This is a genomic window from Streptomyces milbemycinicus, assembly GCF_002154605.1.
Lineage (GTDB): Bacteria > Actinomycetota > Actinomycetes > Streptomycetales > Streptomycetaceae > Streptomyces > Streptomyces milbemycinicus.
The window spans coordinates 1-19,885 of record NZ_MUNE01000112.1 but is presented as its reverse complement, the minus strand read 5'-3'; the positions used below and the strand labels follow the sequence as shown (position 1 = coordinate 19,885).

The 19,885-nt window shown below is 68.6% G+C and carries 15 protein-coding genes and 2 pseudogenes; 11 read left to right on the top strand and 6 right to left on the bottom strand.

Annotation, left to right across the window (positions count from 1 at the left end):
* Positions 1-10: 10 nt before the first annotated feature.
* Entirely contained in the window at positions 11-808 is a 798-nt protein-coding gene (locus CCN51_RS09910) for a crotonase/enoyl-CoA hydratase family protein (protein WP_014181218.1), read from the bottom strand.
* 243 nt (positions 809-1,051) lie between these two features.
* On the opposite strand from CCN51_RS09910, the gene CCN51_RS09905 reads away from it, so the two are divergent.
* The 7 genes from CCN51_RS09905 to CCN51_RS09875 are packed head-to-tail and all read left to right on the top strand — an operon-like array spanning position 1,052 to position 9,141.
* Positions 1,052-2,260, top strand: coding sequence for an acyl-CoA dehydrogenase family protein (locus CCN51_RS09905; RefSeq protein WP_014181219.1), 1,209 nt, complete (start codon positions 1,052-1,054; stop codon positions 2,258-2,260).
* Entirely contained in the window at positions 2,257-3,891 is a 1,635-nt protein-coding gene (locus CCN51_RS09900) for a long-chain fatty acid--CoA ligase (RefSeq protein WP_014181220.1), read from the top strand. The genes CCN51_RS09905 and CCN51_RS09900 overlap by 4 nt, the downstream gene beginning before the upstream one ends.
* Complete coding sequence (locus CCN51_RS09895) at positions 3,888-5,093, top strand: CaiB/BaiF CoA transferase family protein (protein WP_014181221.1); 1,206 nt, start codon at positions 3,888-3,890, stop codon at positions 5,091-5,093. Before CCN51_RS09900 ends, CCN51_RS09895 begins: the two co-directional genes overlap by 4 nt.
* Positions 5,090-6,136: an LLM class F420-dependent oxidoreductase gene (locus CCN51_RS09890; protein ID WP_043488011.1), complete on the top strand. Its 1,047-nt coding sequence runs from the start codon at positions 5,090-5,092 to the stop codon at positions 6,134-6,136. Before CCN51_RS09895 ends, CCN51_RS09890 begins: the two co-directional genes overlap by 4 nt.
* A gap of 11 nt (positions 6,137-6,147) precedes the next feature.
* Positions 6,148-7,314, top strand: coding sequence for an acyl-CoA dehydrogenase family protein (locus tag CCN51_RS09885; RefSeq protein ID WP_014181223.1), 1,167 nt, complete (start codon positions 6,148-6,150; stop codon positions 7,312-7,314).
* A 55-nt stretch (positions 7,315-7,369) separates the two neighbouring features.
* Positions 7,370-8,416: a phosphotransferase family protein gene (locus CCN51_RS09880; protein WP_014181224.1), complete on the top strand. Its 1,047-nt coding sequence runs from the start codon at positions 7,370-7,372 to the stop codon at positions 8,414-8,416.
* Entirely contained in the window at positions 8,413-9,141 is a 729-nt protein-coding gene (locus CCN51_RS09875) for an SDR family NAD(P)-dependent oxidoreductase (RefSeq protein ID WP_014181225.1), read from the top strand. Before CCN51_RS09880 ends, CCN51_RS09875 begins: the two co-directional genes overlap by 4 nt.
* A 114-nt stretch (positions 9,142-9,255) precedes the next feature.
* On the opposite strand, the gene CCN51_RS09870 is transcribed toward CCN51_RS09875, so the two are convergent.
* Complete coding sequence (locus CCN51_RS09870; RefSeq protein WP_202948317.1) at positions 9,256-10,578, bottom strand: phosphotransferase family protein; 1,323 nt, start codon at positions 10,576-10,578, stop codon at positions 9,256-9,258.
* 92 nt (positions 10,579-10,670) lie between these two features.
* Positions 10,671-11,276 (bottom strand): TetR/AcrR family transcriptional regulator, encoded by a 606-nt coding sequence (locus CCN51_RS09865; RefSeq protein ID WP_014181227.1) that lies wholly within the window; start codon positions 11,274-11,276, stop codon positions 10,671-10,673.
* Positions 11,277-11,494: 218 nt separating this feature from the next.
* Here CCN51_RS09865 and CCN51_RS09860 point away from each other — a divergent pair, with 218 nt between their 5' ends.
* The 3 genes from CCN51_RS09860 to CCN51_RS09850 are packed head-to-tail and all read left to right on the top strand — an operon-like array spanning position 11,495 to position 15,440.
* Positions 11,495-12,745, top strand: coding sequence for an acyl-CoA dehydrogenase family protein (locus CCN51_RS09860; RefSeq protein ID WP_014181228.1), 1,251 nt, complete (start codon positions 11,495-11,497; stop codon positions 12,743-12,745).
* A 1-nt stretch (position 12,746) separates the two neighbouring features.
* A complete protein-coding gene (locus CCN51_RS09855) occupies positions 12,747-14,372 on the top strand; it encodes an AMP-binding protein (RefSeq protein WP_014181229.1) in 1,626 nt (541 codons plus the stop codon).
* Between the two features lie 51 nt (positions 14,373-14,423).
* On the top strand, positions 14,424-15,440 hold the full coding sequence (locus tag CCN51_RS09850; RefSeq protein WP_014181230.1) for a cyclase family protein: 1,017 nt from the start codon (positions 14,424-14,426) through the stop codon (positions 15,438-15,440).
* A 54-nt stretch (positions 15,441-15,494) separates the two neighbouring features.
* On the opposite strand, the pseudogene CCN51_RS09845 reads toward CCN51_RS09850, so the two are convergent.
* The 3 genes and pseudogenes from CCN51_RS09845 to CCN51_RS09835 form a co-directional block, all read right to left on the bottom strand.
* Positions 15,495-15,647, bottom strand: a pseudogene (locus tag CCN51_RS09845) (IS5/IS1182 family transposase); the annotation flags it as partial.
* A 3-nt stretch (positions 15,648-15,650) separates the two neighbouring features.
* Positions 15,651-18,077 (bottom strand): SpoIIE family protein phosphatase, encoded by a 2,427-nt coding sequence (locus CCN51_RS09840; RefSeq protein ID WP_078610735.1) that lies wholly within the window; start codon positions 18,075-18,077, stop codon positions 15,651-15,653.
* A gap of 393 nt (positions 18,078-18,470) precedes the next feature.
* A complete protein-coding gene (locus CCN51_RS09835) occupies positions 18,471-19,142 on the bottom strand; it encodes a TetR/AcrR family transcriptional regulator (RefSeq protein ID WP_014181232.1) in 672 nt (223 codons plus the stop codon).
* A gap of 241 nt (positions 19,143-19,383) precedes the next feature.
* On the opposite strand from CCN51_RS09835, the pseudogene CCN51_RS09830 reads away from it, so the two are divergent.
* Positions 19,384-19,885 (top strand): annotated as a pseudogene (locus CCN51_RS09830) (oxygenase MpaB family protein); the annotation flags it as partial.

Here is a 19,885-nt window from a genome sequence, read left to right as displayed (position 1 = left end):
AAGTCGGGGGTCAGCGCCCGGTCCAGTGCGGTGTGCGCTTCTCCGCGAACGCGCGCGGTCCTTCCTTCGCGTCGTCGCTCGCCCGGATTTCCTGGAAGGTGCGGTCGTTCTCGACCCAGGCCTCGGCTTCGGCCTGGCCCTCGCCCCACGACATGAGCTGCTTGACCGCATGCACGGCCAGGGGTGCGCCTGCCGCCACCCGCTCGGCCAGCTCCAAGGCGACGTCGACTGACTTTCCGGAGGGGGCGACCCGGTTGAACAGGCCCCATCGGGCGGCCGTGGCGGCGTCCACGGGAGTGCCGGTGAGGGCGATCTCCCGGGCGATGTTCCGCGGTACCCGGTGTTGGAGGCGCAACACCCCGCCTGCGGCCGGGTAGAGGCCGTGGCGAACCTCGGGCATGCCGAACGTGGCGTTCTCGTCGGCGACCACCAGGTCGCAGGCCAGGACGATCTCGGCGCCGCCGCCCAGCGCCGGTCCGTTGACGGCAGCGATGAGCGGCTTGCCGATCGAGTGCCGGACGATGCCCGCGAAGCCCCACTCGGGGTGCAGCGGATCCATCACGTCGCGGCCCGCTGCCGCCTCCTTGAGGTCCATGCCCGCGCAGAAGGCGCGTCCGGCGCCGGTCACCACCGCGACCCGCAGGCCCGGATCGGCGGCGAACTCCTCCAGCGCCGCGCCGAGGGCTGCGGAGACCTCCGCGTTCACGGCATTGAGGGCCTGAGGGCGGTTGAGCGTGATCAGAGCGATGTTGCGGCGCCGCTCCAGCGTGGCCGCCGACTCGGGTTCGTCCGTTTCGACGTCTGCCATGGTGCTTGACTCCTCGGCTCGTTTTCCACAGATCTATTTAACGATCGTTAGAGACGCTAGAGTCGGAATGCTGAGCGCGTCAAGCGGTGGGGCGCGAGCTGATCACCATGTGTCTTAAATTGGGGCATATCGCTCATGAGTGGCGGGGAATCCGCCCCTCGAAAGTATTGACCTCCACTGAGTCGGCTCTTAGCGTCGGAGCGAACGTTAAGTAATCGCCACTCCCAGAGCCGCGAGGACCGCATGGCGATCGATTTCACCCTTGAGCCCGAACTCGTCGAACTCAGAGACCGCACGGCCGAGTTCGTCCGGGCGACCGTGCTCCCCGCCGAAGCGGAGATGCTCCGCGGGCCCGGCGTGCCCGACGACACCCTGCGTCGCACGCTTCAGCGCGCCGCCCGCCACGCGGGGGTCTTCGGACCGACCGTGCCTCAGGAGCTCGGTGGTCTCGGCCTCGATCTGCGCGGGCAGTCCGTGGTCCTGGAGGAGGCCGGCTACTGCCTTCTGGGCCCGCTCGCCCTGCACTGCGCGGCACCTGACGAGGGCAACATCCTGATGCTGGAGAAGGTTGCCGACACAGCACAGCGCGACCGCTACCTGAAGCCTCTCGCCGCGGGCAGCGTTCGCTCGTGTTTCGCCATGACCGAGCCCGCCCCCGGAGCCGGATCCGACCCCTCCCAACTGAAGACCGTCGCCCGTCGGACGGCCGGGGGATGGGCGCTGAGCGGCCGCAAGTGGTTCATCACCGGCGCCGACGGAGCCGCTTTCGCCATCGTGATGGCGCGCACGAATGCCGAGACCGGCACCGCCACAGCGCCCGAGGCGACCATGTTCCTCGTGCCGGCGGACACCCCCGGCTTCCGTGTCGTCCGCCACGTACCCAGCCTCGACCAGGGGTTCACCGGCGGGCACTGCGAGATCGAGCTCGAAGGCTGCGAGGTCGGAGACGACGCCGTCCTCGGCGAGGTGGGCAAGGGCTTCGCCTACGCGCAGGTGCGTCTGGCCCCGGCCCGGCTCACCCACTGCATGCGCTGGCTGGGCCTGGCCCGCCGGGCGCACGAACTCTCTCTCGGGTACGCGGCCGAGCGCACCGCCTTCGGCAGCCGGCTCGGCGAACTGGGCATGGTGCAGCAACAGCTGGCGGACAGCGAGATCGACCTCGCTGCCTCCCGTGCCCTGATCCGCGAGGCAGCCTGGGTCCTCGACCAGGGCCGCTCCGGCAAGCACGAGTCCTCCGTCACCAAGACCTTCACCGCGGAGGCCGTAGGCCGGATCGTCGACCGCGCCGTGCAGGTGTGCGGCGCCCTCGGCATCTCCGGAGACCTGCCCCTGTCGGCATATCTGCGCGAGGTACGGCCCTTCCGTATCTACGACGGCCCGTCCGAGACCCATCGCTGGTCGATCGCCCGCCGAGCACTCAGAGCCGCTGCCACGAAGGAGCCGAACCGATGAAGAGCACCATGATGGACCGGGACCTCCAGGTCAGCGATCTGATGCGGCACGGACAGCAGGTGCACGCGCACAGCCGCGTAGTGCGCTGTTCACAGGACGAGGGCGGGGCCTGGACCTTCGCCGAGACCGCCGAGCGAGCGGAGCGGCTCGCCGCGGCGCTGACCCGGCTGGGTGTCCAGCGCGACGACCGCGTCGCGACCCTGTGCTGGAACACGCCTGAGCACATGGCCGCTTATCTCGCGGTGCCGTCCATGGGCGCCGTTCTGCACACTCTGAACCTGCGGCTCCACCCTGATCAACTGGGCTACATCATCGAGCACGCCGAGGACCGGGTGCTGGTGGTCGACTCCACGTTGCTGGGCCTTCTCGGACAGGTGCGCGAGCGCCTTGCCACGGTGGGCCACGTCATCGTCGTCGGGGAGGGCGCACCCCCCGAACTGCCCGGCCACATCAACGTCCACGACTGGGACGACCTGCTCGCCGCCGAGCAGCCCGGCTTCCCCTGGCCCAGCGTCGACGAACGCTCCGCCGCCGCACTGTGTTACACCACCGGTACCACCGGCGACCCCAAGGGCGTGGCCTACAGCCACCGCTCGATCCTGCTCCACACCCTCGGCATCTCCAGCGGCAACGCCGCGGCCATGACCGACCGCGACCGGCTCCTGCCGGTCGTACCGATGTTCCACGCCAACGCCTGGGGATGGCCGTACGCCGGCTGGCTGGCCGGCGCCGACCTCATCATGAACGGCCGCCACCTGCACGTCCCCGACCTGGCCCGCATCATCAACGAGGAACGACCCACCGCCGTTGCCGCCGTCCCTACTCTCTGGAACGGGCTGTTCCATCATGGGGAGCAGCACCCTCTCGACCTCTCCTCCGTCCGGCTGGCCGGCTGCGGTGGCTCCAGCCCCTCGCGCGCCCTCGTCGCCGGGTTCAAGGAGCGATACGGCATCCAGCTGGCCCAGGGCTGGGGGATGACCGAGGCCAGCCCCCTGGCCAGCTGGTCGGCGCCGCCTCGCGACACCGCCGCGGACGAGGACATCGACTGGCTGGTCAAGAGCGGCCGGGTGATGCCGCTCGTCGAGGTCCGCGTCATGGGCATGGATGGCATCGAGCAGCCCTGGGACGGCAAGTCGCCCGGCGAACTCCAGCTACGCGGGCCGTGGGTCACCGGCTCCTACCTGCACACCGAGAACACCGCCGAGAAGTTTGACGGCGGCTGGCTGCGCACCGGCGACCTCGGCACCGTCGAGCCTGGCGGCTGGATCGTCGTACGCGACCGCCTCAAGGACGGCATCAAGAGCGGCGGCGAGTGGATCTCCACCGTCGAGCTGGAGAACGCCATCGCCGAGCACGCTGCCGTCGTCGAGGCCACGGTGGTCGGCATACCCGACCCCAAGTGGGGCGAGCGTCCCCTGGCCTGCGTCTCGCTCGCCGAAGGCGCCGTCGTCTCCCCGGCCGAACTGCGGGACTTCCTCAAGGGGCGGGTCACGCACTGGTGGATCCCCGAGCGCTGGACGTTCCTGGACGCCATCCCGAAGACCAGCGTCGGCAAGTACGACAAGCGTGCCGTCCGGCAGCTGTACCGGGATGGTGCGATGAGCATCGAGATGGGTGGCACGGACAGGTGAACCACGACGGAACCGCAAACCCGAACCGCACCGGAAGGGGCCCGCTGGCCGGCCTGCGCGTACTGGAGATAGCCAGCATGGCCCCGGGCCCCTTCGCCTGCACTGTGCTGGCCGACCTGGGCGCGGAGGTGCTCCGCATCGACCGCGCCTCGGACGTCGACCCGGACACACACAGCTCCACCGATCCTCTCGCCCGCGGCCGCCGGTCCCTCGCCGTCGATCTCAAGCACCCTGAGGGCGCCGCGCTCGTCAGGCGCCTCGCCGCACGTGCCGACGTCCTGGTGGAGGGCTTCCGGCCCGGTGTCGCCGAGCGTCTGGGCATCGGCCCCGAGGACTGTCGGGCCGTCAACCCTCGGCTGGTGTACGGAAGGATGACTGGCTGGGGGCAGAGCGGTCCGCTCGCTCCGCGCGCCGGGCACGACATCACCTACCTCGCCGTCTCCGGTGCCCTCGGCCTGATCGGTCCGCCCGACCGGCCTCCGGTGCCGCCGGTGAACCTGGTCGGGGACTTCGGTGGGGGCGGGATGCTCCTGGCGATGGGGATCCTGGCCGCACTGTATGAGCGGGAGCGTTCGGGCCAGGGGCAGGTCGTCGACGCGGCCATGGTCGACGGGGCCGCCCTGCTCACCACCGCCCTGCACGGGTTGCGGGCGGCAGCGCACTGGGAGGGGGGCCGGGGCGAGAACCTGCTCGACGGGGGAGCGCCCTTCTACACCACGTACGAAACGGCCGACGGCGGATACATGGCGATCGGCCCGCTGGAGGAGAGGTTCTACGCCCAGCTCCTCACCGGCCTAGGACTGGCGGACGACCCGGACCTGCCCGCTCAGTACGACCGTGAACGCTGGCCCGAGCTGCGGCAGCGGCTGGCCGCGGCGTTCAAGGAACGCACCCGCGACGAGTGGACCGCCGTATTCGAACCGACCGACGCCTGCGTGGCCCCGGTGCTCAGCCCCTGGGAAGCACACCACCACCCGCACAACGCGGCACGTTCGGTCTTCACGGAGACGGGCGGCGTACGCCAGCCGGCGCCGGCTCCCCGCTTCGATCGCACCCCGGGCGAAGTTCAGGGGCCCCCGCCGGTCGTGGGCCAGGACACCCGTATCGCCCTCAAAGACTGGGGGGTCGACGTCCTCGATGCTGATCGTCTGCTTGCCACGGCGGCCGTCGTCCAGTACCCGCACACAGGAGAGATCCGATGAGACTTGGCCTGAGCATGGGCCACTGGGGACGCGCCGGAGGCGCCGAACCGCTGCGACTGGCCCTGGAGGCGGAACACCTCGGTTATGACGTCGTCTGGGCCGCCGAGGCGTACGGATCGGACGCCGTCACCGTGCTGTCCTGGCTCGCCGGCCGGACCACGCGTATCGGTCTCGGCTCGGCGGTGATGCAGATCCCGGCCCGCACTCCGGCGATGACCGGCATGACCGCCGCGACCCTGGACGCTCTGTCGGAGGGCCGCTTCCATCTCGGCCTCGGTGTCTCCGGGCCACAGGTCTCGGCCGGCTGGCACGGCGTCGAGTTCGGCAAGCCCCTTGCACGGACGCGCGAGTACATCGACGTCGTACGGACCGTCGTACGACGCGAAGTCGTCCGCCACGACGGCGAGCACTACCCACTGCCCCTACCGGGACCGGACGGCCGCCCGGGTAAACCGCTGCGGCTGATCATCCATCCCGTGCGGGAGGAGATCCCCGTCTATCTGGCGGCCGTCGGCCCGCGCAACATCCGCCTCGCCGGCGAGCTCGCGGACGGTTGGCTCGCCCTCTTCCACGCCCCGTCCCACGCGGACGACAACGTCGCCCAGCTCCGCGAAGGACGTGGTGAGCGAGGGCTGGCGGGCTTCGACATCGTGGCGAGCGTGCCGGCGTCGGTCGGTGATGACCTCGACGTCTGTGCCGACCGGGTCCGCGACTACACGGCCCTCTACGTCGGTGGCATGGGAAGCCGCGAGAAGAACTTCTACAACGCCCAGGCCTGTGCGCTCGGTTATGAAAAGGAGGCCCGGGCCGTGCAGGACCTCTACCTCTCGGGCGAGACCGAAGCCGCCGCCGCCGAAGTGCCGTTCGGGTTGATCGACGAGACCAGCCTGCTAGGGCCGGTGAACCGGATCGCCGACCGCCTCAGCGCATTCGCCGCGAGCGGTGTCACCACCCTGTCCGTCATTCCCCACGGCGACACCTACGAGGAGAAGGCGGCCTCGCTGGTCACCGTCGCCGAGGCACTGAACCGCGCGAACAGCTAAGGAGAGGCACAGTGAGGCGCACGCTTTACGACCAGGACCATGAGGACTTCCGAGACGTTGTACGGGAGTTCGTCGCACGAGAGGTCGTCCCGCACCAGGAGCGATGGGAGGCCGAGCACATCATCGACCGGGGGGTGTGGACCGCCGCCGGGAAACAGGGCCTGTTGGGGCTCGCCGCTCCTGAGGAGCACGGCGGTGGGGGACAGGACGACTTCCGCTACCGCAGCGTGATGATGGAGGAGTTCGCCAAGGTGGGCGCGGCGTCCCTGGGCTCAGGGTTCAGCGTTCAGGACGACATCGTGCTGCCGTACCTCCTGGACCTCGGCACCGAGGAGCAGAAGCGGCGTTGGGTGCCTGGCATCTGCGCGGGCGAGACCATCACGGCCATCGCCATGACCGAGCCCGGCGCGGGCAGTGACCTGCAGGGCATCCGCACCACCGCCGTTCGTGACGGCGACGTATGGGTGCTTGACGGGGCCAAGACCTTCATCACCAGCGGCATCCAGTCCGATCTGGTCATCGTGCTGGCGCGTTCGGACCCTGCCGCCGGGGCACGCGGCATGAGCCTGTTCGTCGTCGAACGAGGCATGCCCGGCTTCACCCGAGGCCGCAAGCTGGACAAGATCGGGTTGCACGCGCAGGACACCGCCGAGCTCTTCTTCGATTCCGTCCGTATCCCGGCGGCCAACCTCCTGGGGACCGAGGGACGGGGCTTCATGCACCTGATGGAGCGGTTGCCGCGCGAGCGCATGGCTATCGCGGTGACGGCCCAGTGCGTCACTGAGACGGTGCTGGAACAGACCCTGGACTACTGCACCGAGCGCACCGCCTTCGGCCGACCGGTCGCAGACTTCCAGCACAGCCGCTTTCTGCTGGCTGAGCTGACCACACAGGCCGACATCACCCGCGTCTACCTCGACCGCGCCATCGAGGCGCTCAACGACGGCACACTGACTGCCGTTGACGCGGCCAAGGCGAAGTGGTGGGCCACCGAACTCCAGACGAAGACCGTGGACCGCTGCCTCCAATTGCACGGCGGATACGGCTACATGAAGGAGTACCCCGTCGCACGCGCCTTCCTCGACTCCCGCATCCAGACCGTCTACGGCGGTACCACCGAGATCATGAAGGAGATCATCGGCCGGGACCTGGCGACCAGGAAGGAGACCGGGCGATGAAGCGTGACCCCGGGCTCCGGCACATCGGTCCGGTCGACGCCGCGGAGGTCACCCCATGACGTGCTCGACTCCCCTCGCCGACACCACCAATCCGCCAGGCCTCGAACTGGGCGCCCTGAGCCGCTGGTTCGGTGCGAACGTCCCGGCTTGTCAGGGGCCGCTGGCCGCGGCAGTGCTGCATGGCGGCCGTTCCAACCTCACGTATCTCGTCACCGACGGCCACTCGCGGTGGGTCGTGCGCCGGCCACCGCTCGGCGGGCTCACCCCCTCCGCTCACGACATCGGGCGCGAATTCCGGGTGATGTCCGCCCTTCGGGCCACAGGGGTGGCCGTTCCCGGCACTGTCGCCCACTGCACGGACCAGGACGTGACCGGTGCCCCGTTCACCGTCGTGGCCTACGTCGAGGGGCGCGTCCTGCGCTCCCGCGCCGACACTGCCGGCCTCACCCCGTACGACCTGGGGCGCTGCGCGGACGGTTTGGTCGAGCAGCTGGCCAGGCTGCACGCCCTCTCGTACACCGAAGCCGGACTCAGCGGCTGGGGGCGGCCGGAGGGGTATCTACGGCGCCAACTGGACCGCTGGCGCACTCAGTGGGATCTGGTCGCCACCCGCCAGCTGTCCGAACTTCCCCGCCTCCACAAGGCATTGGAGGACGCGCTCCCGAGGGAGAGCGACGCGTCGATCGTGCACGGTGACTTCCGTGTCGACAACACCATTCTCGATCCGACCGACTTGAGCCGGGTGCGCGCCGTCGTGGACTGGGAGCTGTCCACCCTCGGTGATCCACTCGCGGACCTCGGCACGTTCCTCGCCTACCGCGATCCTGCCGTTGACGCGCTGCTCGACTCGCCGGCCGCGACCGACCCCGGATTCCCCGGGCCGTTCGAACTAGCCGAGCTGTACGCCTTGTTGAGCGGGCGCGACATCACGTTGCTGCCCTTCTACCAGGCGCTCGCCTACTTCAAGATCGCTGTGATCGCGGAAGGTGTGTACGCCCGTCACCTGCAGGGCGTCACGGTTGGCGAGGGCTTCGCAGGAGCGGGCGCGTCCGTTCCCGAGCTGGTGAAGGCCGGACTCGCTCTCCTGGGGCGCAGGCGGTGACCCGAGCCCGGCGGGCAGCGCTCGTCACCGGTGCCTCCCGTGGCATCGGCCGGGAGATCGCGGGTCGCCTCGCCGAGGAGGGCTTCGACCTCATGCTGAGCGCCAGGGGCGGCGACGCACTCCGTGAGGCCGCGGCGGAGTGCGGGAAGCGGGGCGGCACGCACGTGCGGACCGTGCCCGCCGACATGGCGGTCGAGGACGACGTGCGCCGCGTCATCGACGCGCACCGCACCGCGTACGGACGGCTCGATCTGTTGGTCCTCAGCGCCGGCGTGGGCTCTGCGGTGCCGCTCGGCAGCTATCCGTCGCACCGCTTCGACAGGCAGTTCGCGGTGAACGTCCGAGCCCCCTTCCTGCTCATCGACGGCTGCATGGAGCTCCTGCGGCACACAGCGCCCGCACGCATCGTGGCGATTTCATCCATCGCCGGCCAGGCTCCTGAGCCGAGGCTCGCCGCCTACGCAGCGAGCAAGGCCGCGCTGACCGCCCTGTGCGAAGCCGTCAACACCGAGGCATCGGCTGATGGCGTGGCGGCCACCGCGATCTGCCCCGGCTATGTGGACACTGACATGAGCGCCTGGAACCACGACCGTGTTCCGCCTGCCGAAATGATCACCAGCGGTGACATCGCTGAACTGGTCATCACGATGACGCGACTGTCGCCGCGGGCCGTCGTTCCGTACCTCCCGGTCGTACGAACCGGTTCCCAACTGTGGCGGGCTTGAGACGGGGCAGGCTGTTCGCGGAATGGCATTGAGCGCGGCACGATCACGGATCAGAAGGACCGCGGCGGTTCGGCAGCCGCTACACGGACCGCGTTCCCGTACCCGTGAGGGTGGTTACTCCGTGCGACGAGGGTAGCCGGGATTGGCGACGCTGAGCCGTGCGGCGGTGGCGGAGCGGATGGCGTCGACAACCCGGTGATCGGCATTCGGGACAACCGCGCCTTGTCGAATCGCCAGCGCCAGGTCCTGTTCGTCGCGGAAGCCAAGGCGGTGGAGCGCTGCCGCGTGGTTCTCACGGGCCGACGGACCCAGGGAGAGTTCGCGTGAGACCGTGTCAAGGATGTTCACGGCGATCCGGCCGAGGTACCGGGCACGAGGAGCCGCTTGGCCGCTCCATTCGGTCAGCAATCCGCGGACCGGGGCCAGTAGTTCGGCTGCGGAGGGGGTCCCGAACAAGTCGGCTTCGGGAGCGACCTGCACGTCCGAAACGGGAGCAGGGGCCAGGCCGAGGAGGTCGAGGAGGTCGTGCTCGCACTCCGCCACGCGTCGCCCGATGGCCAACAACTCCAAGGTGCCCTCCGCTTCACGTTGCCGCGCGCGCTGAGCCTGGATCCTGCAGAACACGGCCCAGCGCAGCGTGCCGTACACCTCCCACCAGTGGACTGCCTCTGGATCCGGAGTCGTGCCGCTCTCCTCGGCGTAGCCTCGGAAGAGTTCCGAGCGCGGACCAAAGCCGCCGACGGGGCCTTCCGCTCCGAACCGCCAGGCTCGGACGCACAGCCAACCCAAGTCCTCCATGGGGTCGCCCCGGTGGACCAGCTCCCAGTCCAGCACCGCACGGATGCCGTCCGTACCGATGATCAGGTTGCCGTTGCGGAAGTCGCCGTGCACCACCGAGTCGCGGCCGGCCGAGGGGCGCCGGGCGGCCAGCCAGCGGAAGGCGAGCTCCAGAACGGGCAGTGGGTCGCCAGTCGAGTGGTACGTCGTGCGGAGCTGGTCCAGCTGGTCTCCAGCGGTCAGCCCGGAGATCCGGTCGGGGTCCATCCGGTGGTGGATGCGCGCGAGGACGCGTCCGCACTCGTATGGCATCCGCGGGCGGACGTCTGCAAAGTCCTCATCGCGCAGCAGCCTCTGCGGCAGGGCCTGGCCCGGGACCTTCGCCATGAGGAGATAGGAACCGCCGAGGTCAACGGCCTCCGCACGCGACGGCGCCGCGGACGGTACGAAGGGGCTCTGGTCATGCAGGTGGGGGACTGGTACGCCGACTCGGGCCGCCTCTGCGAGGGCAGCTGCCTCACGCGCCATTCGTGCAGGGTCCTCAGCACCAGGGGCATCGCGCCTGAGGATCAGCTCGGCTGCGGACTTGCTCGGAGTCGCCGCAGTCAGTGCCCAGGTCTCGGCGCTGGCTCCGCCTGTGAGCCGCTGAAGTTCGGTCACCGTGCAAGGGCCGCCGTACAGCTCGGAGAGACGGGTGGAGAGCGCGGTCGCCAAAGAGTGCGTCCGGGATGTCCCTTGCGAGTTCGGGGAGGTCAAGTCGTGTGTCCTTCCGGGACATGGCCGACGGCTGACAGGGCGATCTCCTGGTAGCGCCGCACCACTTCTTCTGCGCTGAGGGCTCCGTCCGGTCGGAACCACGTGGCCACCGAGGTACAGGCAGTGACCACGAACAACGCGGTCTCCTTGGGGCTCGGCGTCTTGAAGACCCCGCACGTGACACCGTCAGCTGTCACACGGTCGAACATCCGTTGCTGGACGTCCCGCTTGGCGGTCACCAGCCGCAGTTCTGCAGGGTCGAGACTGCGCAGTTCGGAATTGCCGATCAGGCTCTCCAACGGGCCGGCCGTGTGCGTACCGACGTGGGCCCCGACGATCGCGCGCAGCCGGTCCGCCGGATCAGTGCCGGCATGGAAGAGCGCGTCTTCGGTGGTGGTCACCAGGTGGTCCATGGCGCGGTTCATGATGACGAGCAGCAGCTCGTACTTCGATCCGAAGCTGTTGTAGACCGAGCCGACGCTGAGCCCGGCCTCCACCGCGATGTCGCGCACCGAGGTGCCGTGATAACCCTTGGCCGCGATGACGCGGACAGCCGCGCTGATCAGGGCGGCGGCCATGGGGTCGTCGTTCTCGCTGACCAACGAACTCGACGGCGTTGGCGACGCCGATGCAACTGATGCAGGCACGCGCACCCCTCGGGTGGTGGGTGAATGATCATTCACAGATTAGCTTAACACTTTCATTCTTCGCGCCTGGCTCTCCAGAAAACAGCCGTTACTGGCACTTGTCAGAGGGATCTAGCGAGCGTTAGCTTCGATGAACGTTCGTTCAACGCGCCTCACGGGAGAGGGCGGGAGCCATGCATTTCGGCATCACTGAAGACCTGCGTACGCTGTTGGTGGAGCTGGACGGCTTCATCGAGTCGGAGATCGTTCCCTTGCAGGCAGAGGACGACAACCAACGTTTCTTCGACCACCGGCGCGAATGGGCGCGCACCGACTTCGAAGCCGGCGGCCTGCCCCGCCCCGAGTGGCGCGCCCTCCTCACCGAGATGCGGCGACGAGCCGACAAAGCAGGACTCTTGCGCCGAGACCTGCCGGCCGTACTCGGTGGCGCCGAGGCGAGCAACCTGGAGATGGCTGTTGTGCGCGAGCACCTCGCGCACCGCGGGCTCGGCCTTCACAACGACCTTCAGGACGAGTCCTCCGTGGTGGGCAACTTCCCGTCCGCGCACCTGGTCTGGCGGTTCGGTAGCGACGAGCAACGCGCCCAGTTCGGGGAACCCCTGGTCACGGGGGAGCGCAGCCTCGGCTTCGCCCTGACCGAGCCCGAGCACGGCTCCGACGCCACCTGGATGGCGACCGCCGCGGTCCGGTCGGGCGGCGATTGGGTCATCAACGGGGAGAAACGCTGGAACACCGGCGTGGACACGGCCACCCACGACCTCGTCTTCGCCCGCACCTCCGGCAGGCCCGGAGACGCCGTCGGTATCAGCGCCTTCATCGTCCCCATCGACGCGCCCGGCGTCGAGGTGGGCCTGTTCCGCTGGACGTTCAACATGCCTACGGACCACGCCGACGTCGCCCTGCGCGACGTGCGGGTGCCGGACTCCGCGATCCTCGGTGAGGAGGGACAAGGCCTGGAAGTCGCACAGGCTTTTGTGCACGAGAACCGGATCCGGCAGGCGGCGTCCAGCCTCGGCGCAGCGCAGTACTGCATCGACCGCTCGGTCGCCTACGCCCGCGAGCGGGTCACGTTCGGTCAACCGCTGGCCATGCGTCAAGCCGTGCAGTGGCCGCTTGTGGAACTCCACACGGACGCCACGATGCTCCGGATGCTGGTCCGTGGCACTGCGCAGGACCTCGACCAGGGGTCACACATGGAGGTTTCCGACCTGGTCTCGATGTGCAACTACCGTGCCAACCGGCTGGTGTGCGAGGCCGCGGACCGGGCCATGCAGGTACACGGCGGGATGGGGTACAGCCGGCATTTGCCGTTTGAGCACATCTACCGCCACCACCGGCGTTACCGGATCACCGAGGGCGCTGAGGAGATCCAGATGCGCAAGGTGGCAGGCCACCTGTTCGGCCTCACCGGCAGGAGGAAGTGAGATGGGCGGCGGGACGAGCATCAGGGAGGCGGTCGGCGGTCCGGTTGCGGACATGTGCCGGCACCGCAGCATCGCGCACGGGGAACAGCTGGCGCGGCACGCGAGGCAGCGGCCCGACCTACCCGCTCTGAGCTTTGGTGACCGAACCCTCACGTATGCCGAACTCGACCGCCGCGTCAACCGGCTCGCCAGGACACTGAGTGCCATGGGCGCAGGTGCAGGGGACCGGGTCGCGGTGCTCATGCACAACCGTTTGGAGGTGGTGGAGTCCTACTTCGCGGTGATGCGCCTTGGGGCGATCGCAGTACCCGTCAACTTCCGGATGGTGGCGCCCGAGGTGCGCTACATCCTGTCCGACAGCGGCGCGAAAGTCCTGATTGTTGACGGCGAGTCGACGGACCTCGTGCGGCAGTGCCTGGCCGGAGATGGCGACGAACAGGCCACGGATCCGGTGGCAGTGCTGGTTGTCGAGGGCGATCCGTCGGCGGTGGGCCCGGTGGCGGTCGCATACGAGGAGGCCCTCGACCCGGACGAATCGCCGGTGGGCGTTCCGGTCGGCGACCATGACCCGGCCTTCATCATGTACACCTCGGGAACCACGGGCCGTCCCAAGGGGGCGGTACTCACTCACCTCAATCTCGCCATGAACTCGTTCAACTGCCTGATTGTGCAGGGAGTCGCGGACGATTCCGAGGTCTGGTATTCGGGGCTGCCGCTCTTTCACATCGGCGGGCTCAACGGGATCCTCATCTATCTGACCGTCGGGGGCCATTCCATCATCACCCCATCAGGGGACTTCAACGCTGCCGAGGCGGTGGCCGCGATGGGGCGCGAGCGAGTCACGGCGTGCTATTTCGTGCCCACTCAGTGGAAGGAGATCTGCGGACTCCCAGGAATCGGCGACCGCAACCTCGCACTGCGCCGGATCTCCTGGGGCGCCTCCGCTGCACCGCCTTCCGTGCTCGAGGCGATGGCGAAGGCCTTTCCCGGTGTGCCGAACTTCAACATGTTCGGACAGACCGAGATGAGTTCGGTGACATGTGTGCTGCGAGGGGAGGACGCGATCCGGAAGATGGGGTCGGTCGGCAGGCCCGTGCCGAACCTCGAGGTCCGTCTGGTCGGTCGTGACGGTACGGAGGTGGGGCCGGGCGAGGTCGGTGAGATCGTCTACCGTGGGCCGACCGTCATGCGGGGTTACTGGAACAACCCGGAGGCCACCCGAGAAGCATTCCAGGGCGGATGGTTCCATTCCGGTGATCTCTGCACCGTCGACGAGGACGGCTTCTACCGTGTGGTGGACCGGGCCAAGGACATGATCATCTCAGGCGGGGAGAACATCTACTGCGCCGAGGTGGAAGCGGTCATCGACGCTCACTCCAAAGTCTCGGAAGTGGCGGTGGTCGGTGCCTGGCACCCGAAGTGGGTGGAGACTCCTGTCGCGTTCGTGGTGCCGGCCGACCCTGCCGACCCGCCCACCGAGCAGGAGATCATTGCCCACTGCCGAGAGCGCCTGGCTTCCTACAAGAAGCCCACACGCGTGATTGTCGCCCGCTCGGTGCCACGCACCGCAACCGGCAAGATCCAGAAGTTCCTGCTGCGTGAGCGCCTCAGCACCGGTCAGGACTGAACCCCGACCCGCCGATCGGCCAACCGTCACCATCTCGAAGAGGGAAGAACTATGGGCAGGACAGCCAGCGGAGAATACGTCGAAGGCGAGTGGACCGCGCCCGGATTCAGTGTCGACGGCAGAGGCAAGATCGTCGGCCTCGTCAACGACAACGTGCCGAACAACTGGGGGCGCTGGGGAGAGGACGACCAGCGGGGCACGGCCAACTTCATCACCCCGGAGATGGTCGCTGCTGCGGCATCGCTGATCCGGACCGGACAAACGATCAGTCTCGCCGTGCCGCTGGACGCCACCGGCCCCGTGCACCCGACCCGGCCCAACGTGGTGCACCTGTTCGGCTACAGCGGTGCGGACCATTCGGTCGGAAGTGACCTCGGCCGCGTCGCCCCCGGATTCCAGGGAGCCGATGACTACCTCTTCATGCCGCTGCAGGGCAGCACACAGTGGGACGGACTTGCGCACATCTTCCACCGGGACGCGATGTACAACGGTTTCTGGATGGGCAATGTCGAGGGCTTCGCCGGCGCGCGCAAGTGCTCGATCCAGCTGCTCAAGGCCAGTCTCACCAGTCGAGGTGTCCTGCTCGACATCGCCCGGCACCTGGGGGCCGAGCGCTGTGAGCCGAGGCTGCCCATCACCGCCGACGTACTCGACGCCTGCGCGGAGGCCCAGGGGGTCGAGATCGGCACCGGGGACATCCTCCTGATCCGCACCGGACACGTCCCGTGGTTCTACCGGCTTGAGGACAAGCAGGAGTTCTGGTCGTCCGGCGCGCCAGGGCTCGCCCTGGACACCGTCGAGTGGATCCACCGCAAGGAGATCGCGGCCCTGGCGGTGGACAACGTCGCCGTCGAGGTGGAACCCAGCGAAGATCCCGAGCGACCGTTCTACCCCTTGCACGTACGGCTCATCCGGGACCTCGGTCTGACTCTCGGCGAGGTGTGGTGGCTGGAAGAACTCGCCGCGGAGTGTGCTGAGCACGGGCGATACGAGTTCTTCCTCACGGCGTCACCGCTCAACATCACCGGGGGTGCAGGCTCCCCGGTCAATCCCATCGCCATTCTCTGACGACAGCCATGGGCTGTCTTCACCAGCCGCCTGAGCGCTGGTTGGTGGGTCCAGGAAGACGCCGAGCCGGATCCATTCGTCGCGACGGTTGCGGATCGTGGTGGCCGAGCAGGTCGTGTCGGCGATCGCCTGATATGAGTAGCCGAACCGAAGGAGCTGCAGCAAATCCCACAGCGGTTCAGCCAGCCTTGATGGTAGGGCGGACACAGGTCAAGGCTGCAGTCGCAGTTCGGCCCAGATCGTCTTGCCGTGTGGGGTGTGGCGGGTGCCCCAATGGTCGGTCAACTGCGCGACCAGCAGGAGCCCGCGACCGCCCTCGTCGTAGACGCGGGCCCGGCGAAGATGTGGAGCGGTGTTGCTGGCGTCGGAGACCTCGCAGATCAGAGTGCGGTCGTGGATGAGGCGGAGCTGGATGGGTGCGGCGCCGTAGCGGATGGCGTTGGTGACGAGCTCGCTGACGACGAGCTCCGTGACGAAGTCGACCTCGTCCAGTCCCCAGTCGACCAGGCGCGTCATGGCTTCCTTGCGGGCGGTGGCGACGACTGCCGGGTCGGAGGGCAGCTCCCAGGTGGCGACCTGGGAGGGGGCCAGCGTGCGGGTGCGAGCGATGAGCAGGGCGACGTCGTCAGTGGGGCGTTCGGGTAGGAGTCGCTCGAGGATGGTGTCGCACGTCTGCTCCAGAGGCTGGTTCGGGTCTCTGAGCGCGCTGCGCAGCATGTCGCTCCCGACCTCGACGTCGCGCCCGATGGCCTCGATGAGACCGTCGGTGTAGAGCGTGATGAGGCTGCCCTCCGGCAGATCCAGGACGGCTGATTCGAAGGGCAGGCCGCCGAGGCCCAATGGGGGGCCGGCGGGGAGGTCGGCGAAATCGACTGTGCCGTCGGGGTTGACGAGAGCCGGCGGAGGATGCCCCGCCCGGGCCATGGTGCAGGTGCGGGCGATGGGGTCGTAGACCGCGTACAGGCATGTGGCGCCGACATCTCCGTCGGACGCCGGACGGCCGTCGCCGTCCTCCGAGTCCTCCGCGCGGTCGAGGCGCAGGACGAGATCGTCCAGGTGGGTGAGCAACTCGTCGGGAGGCAGGTCGACGTCGGCGAGGGTGCGGACCGCCGTGCGCAGTCGGCCCATGGTTGCCGAGGCCTGGATGCCGTGACCGACGACGTCTCCCACGACCAGCGCGACCCGTGCGCCCGACAGGGGAATCACGTCGAACCAGTCGCCCCCCACGCCTGCCTGCGAACCGGTGGGCAGATAGCGGGAGGCGACTTCGACCGCGGATTCCCTGGGAACCCGCTGGGGGAGCAGGCTCCGTTGCAGCGTGAGGGAGGTGTTGCGCTCGCGGGTGTAGCGGCGGGCGTTGTCGACGCAGACCGCCGCACGGGCGGTGATCTCCTCGGCCAGCAGCAGATCGTCGTCGTCGAAGGGTTCCGCAGTGCGGTGGCGCGCGAAGAGGGCGAAGCCCAGGGGTGTTCCCCGGGCGCGCATCGGCACCAGAAGGGTCGAGTGCATGCCGAAGGCCGAGACTTTCGACGCGAGGTGTGGATGCTCGGCCAGCCACGCGCGGATTTCTGGCTCATCCGCGTCGTGGCGGACTGCCCGACCACCGACCAGTGAGTCCATCAGCGCTGATCCCGCTGGGAAGAGGCTCAATTCACCCGGCTTGAACGTGGCCTCCGGACAGCCGTCCAGGACGGATCGGTTTGCCGCGCGCCGCATGGCGGTGGTGTCGGCGGGCCCGCCGGGCTTGGGCTCTCCACCGCCGTAGACCTGGTCCACGAGGTCGACGGCCGCGAAGTCCGCGAACCGATCGACGGCAAGCTTCGCCAGTTCGTCTGCGGTGCGCACCACCTCAAGGGTGGTGCCGATGCGCACGCTCGCCTCGTTCACCACGCCCCGCTGTCGGCGGGCCCGTGTCGATTCGGTCACATCGTGTACGACTGTGGAGGCGCCGCGCACCCGGCCCGCGGGGTCCTTGAGCGGTGAGACGGTGAAGGACCAGGTGCGGGGGCGGCTCTCCCCGGGTGAGCGAACGGACATGTCCTTGTGCAGTGGCTTCCCCGTGCGGGTCACCTGCGAGATCGCGTCTGCCAGGCCCGCGTACGGAGAGCCGGTGCGCAGGCCGTCGTCGACGCGGCGGCCGAGGATTGTCTCCTCACGCAAGCCCAGGAGGTCCAGCGCTTCGGTATTGGCCTCGACCACCCGTGCCTCGGCGTCGTGGATGAGCACGGCCACAGGCAGCTGGGAGAGGGCCCAGTCCCGCAATGCCTCGGTCTCCCTGTCGGTGGCCGAAGCGGGCGGCTCGGCGATCAGCACCCAGCCGGCGTCTCCGTGGGCCTCCCGCTGGGGAAAAGCTCGGACGACGGCGCCGACCGGGGTGCCGCCGCGGTGCCGCAGTACGAGGGTGCCACTCCACTCCTTGCGCTCGGCCAGGCAGGTCCGAGCCGATGCCGGAAGCGGCGAGGCGAGCAGGTCGGCGGCGGCACGGCCAAGCACGTCGCCGGGCAGGTGGCCAAGCAGTTGCTCAGCCCCGGAGTTCCACGTGATCACGATACCCAGGGCATCAACTGATACAAGACCTGTGACCGGCGCAGGTGGGGCGATGCTGTTGTGTCGGCCCCCATAGGCTTCCCTGTCCATGACCGCTCACTTCGGCGCCGTACCGATTCACCGGGCATCGGAAAGCAATGTCCTGGGCGCCACCCTCCAGTATGGTGCCGCCACTCCTCGGCCACAACCCGTCACCTCCGGCTCCGCTGTCCTCGGAGAGGTCGGATTTCCGGACGGGTGACCGTCCCCTGGGGGAGAGAGGCCGGGCCATGTCCCACACGACGATGGGAAAGGCGTGATCGGCTGCTCGTATCCGAACGCAGTCGCGTGTCTGTCGATCCCGCTCTGGGCGGAGCTCGGTGGGAACACGCAGAGCAGACGGCGGTTGCCAGCAGCGCAAGGGTCCGTATGTGCGGGGGCCTGTGGTTGCGCAGGCGGACTCGTTCGGCGGTGCCGGCTGTGGCGGTAGGAAGGCTGTCGGGCTCACATCTTCGGTGTGCGGGGGGTGGGCCTCACCCGTGCGCCCACCGTGCGCAGCGCGATGCCTGCGTAGCGATCCGCGATGTCTTCCGGTGTCAACGGGCCGTCCGGGTGGTACCAGCCGGTGACCGCCTGGCACATGCCCAGAAGCGCCCGGGTGGTGTCGGTCGCACTGTCCACCTCGAACAGCCCCTCGGCCGCGCCCTCTGCGATGATCTCCAGGAGCAGTTCCTCCAGGGCTTTGCGCAGGGCCGCGTACTTCTTGCGGTTGGCGGGCTCCAGGTAGCGCAGCTCGGAGTCCAGGCTGGCTGTCGCCGCCCGGTGGGTCATGTGCAACACGATGCACTCGATGACGTTGCCGAAGCGGTCCAGTACCCGGCCGTCGGCTTCCTTGTCGGCCTGGCGCGCCCGCTGGAGTACCTCGCCCATGGCGCTCTCCAGGAGGGCGACCAGCAGGCCCTGCTTGTTCTCGAAGCGGTAGTAGATCATCGGCAGGCTGACCCCGGCCCGGCGTGCGACGTCCCGCACGGAGGTGCCGTGGTAGCCGTGCTCGCGGAAGTTCTCCAGTGCGGCCGCCAGGATGGGAGGCAGTTCGAGGGGCGCGAATGCACGCCATTCGTCGATGTGTGTTTCGTGCTCCGAAGCCGGGTCCGCTCCGGGTGTCATGGACGCCATCCGCTCAAACTCCTCGTCACGCGGCCGACGGGCTGCTGATTGTGAGTCTAACGAACGATAAGTAGAGGAGGGGAGTCGGGCGGGCTTGGTGGTTGGCGATCTCCATCCGTGGTCACTGGCGGGCTTGACCTTTCGCTAAATCACAGTAACTTAGGTGATTAAGAGATCGGCGGCTCTCGGTGACAAGGTCCGAGCGGTCCGGACCGGTCGGTCCCTACTCCAAGCCCCTGGAGGCTCAGGCATGACAACCCACACCGCGACGGAAGAGCGGGCGGCCTTCATCGAAGGCTCACTGCAGGTGGGAGATCCCGTCGCCGATGCCGTGATCGCGGAGATCGACAAGCTCGGAGGGCCCGCGCGACACCTCGTGAACCAAGGGCTGAAAGACGGGCTCTCGTCGCTCTCCGACGTTCCTCCCGCGATCGCCGCCCTGCTGCGCGAGGCCGAGGCCGTCCCCGACTGGGTGGATACAAAGCCCTTCGCCGAGGGGGAGACCGCCTACCTGTCGGTCGAGCCGGTATGGACCCAGTTCGCCCTTGCGCTCGGCTCGCTGCTGCCCGAATACAGCACGCCCCGCATCGCACGTGTCCTCACCGGCACAGGACGCCTGGAGAACGCCACGCAGCGCCGGCTCCAGGAGACCGGCAAGTGGATCAACAGCGTGGTCCTGCCGGGAGGAATGCTGCCGGGTGGCCCCGGATACCTCGACTCGGTGCAGGTGCGGCTGATGCACGCGCGCGTGC

Bases quoted from the DNA above. Each gene is read 5' to 3' on its own strand.
- CCN51_RS09840 (WP_078610735.1), bottom strand. From the start codon at position 18,077: ATGGACAGGGAAGCCTATGGGGGCCGACACAACAGCATCGCCCCACCT.
- CCN51_RS09900 (WP_014181220.1), top strand. From the start codon at position 2,257: ATGAAGAGCACCATGATGGACCGGGACCTCCAGGTCAGCGATCTGATG.
- CCN51_RS09860 (WP_014181228.1), top strand. From the start codon at position 11,495: ATGCATTTCGGCATCACTGAAGACCTGCGTACGCTGTTGGTGGAGCTG.
- CCN51_RS09835 (WP_014181232.1), bottom strand. From the start codon at position 19,142: ATGGCGTCCATGACACCCGGAGCGGACCCGGCTTCGGAGCACGAAACA.
- CCN51_RS09855 (WP_014181229.1), top strand. From the start codon at position 12,747: ATGGGCGGCGGGACGAGCATCAGGGAGGCGGTCGGCGGTCCGGTTGCG.
- CCN51_RS09880 (WP_014181224.1), top strand. From the start codon at position 7,370: ATGACGTGCTCGACTCCCCTCGCCGACACCACCAATCCGCCAGGCCTC.
- CCN51_RS09890 (WP_043488011.1), top strand. From the start codon at position 5,090: ATGAGACTTGGCCTGAGCATGGGCCACTGGGGACGCGCCGGAGGCGCC.
- CCN51_RS09910 (WP_014181218.1), bottom strand. From the start codon at position 808: ATGGCAGACGTCGAAACGGACGAACCCGAGTCGGCGGCCACGCTGGAG.
- CCN51_RS09850 (WP_014181230.1), top strand. From the start codon at position 14,424: ATGGGCAGGACAGCCAGCGGAGAATACGTCGAAGGCGAGTGGACCGCG.
- CCN51_RS09905 (WP_014181219.1), top strand. From the start codon at position 1,052: ATGGCGATCGATTTCACCCTTGAGCCCGAACTCGTCGAACTCAGAGAC.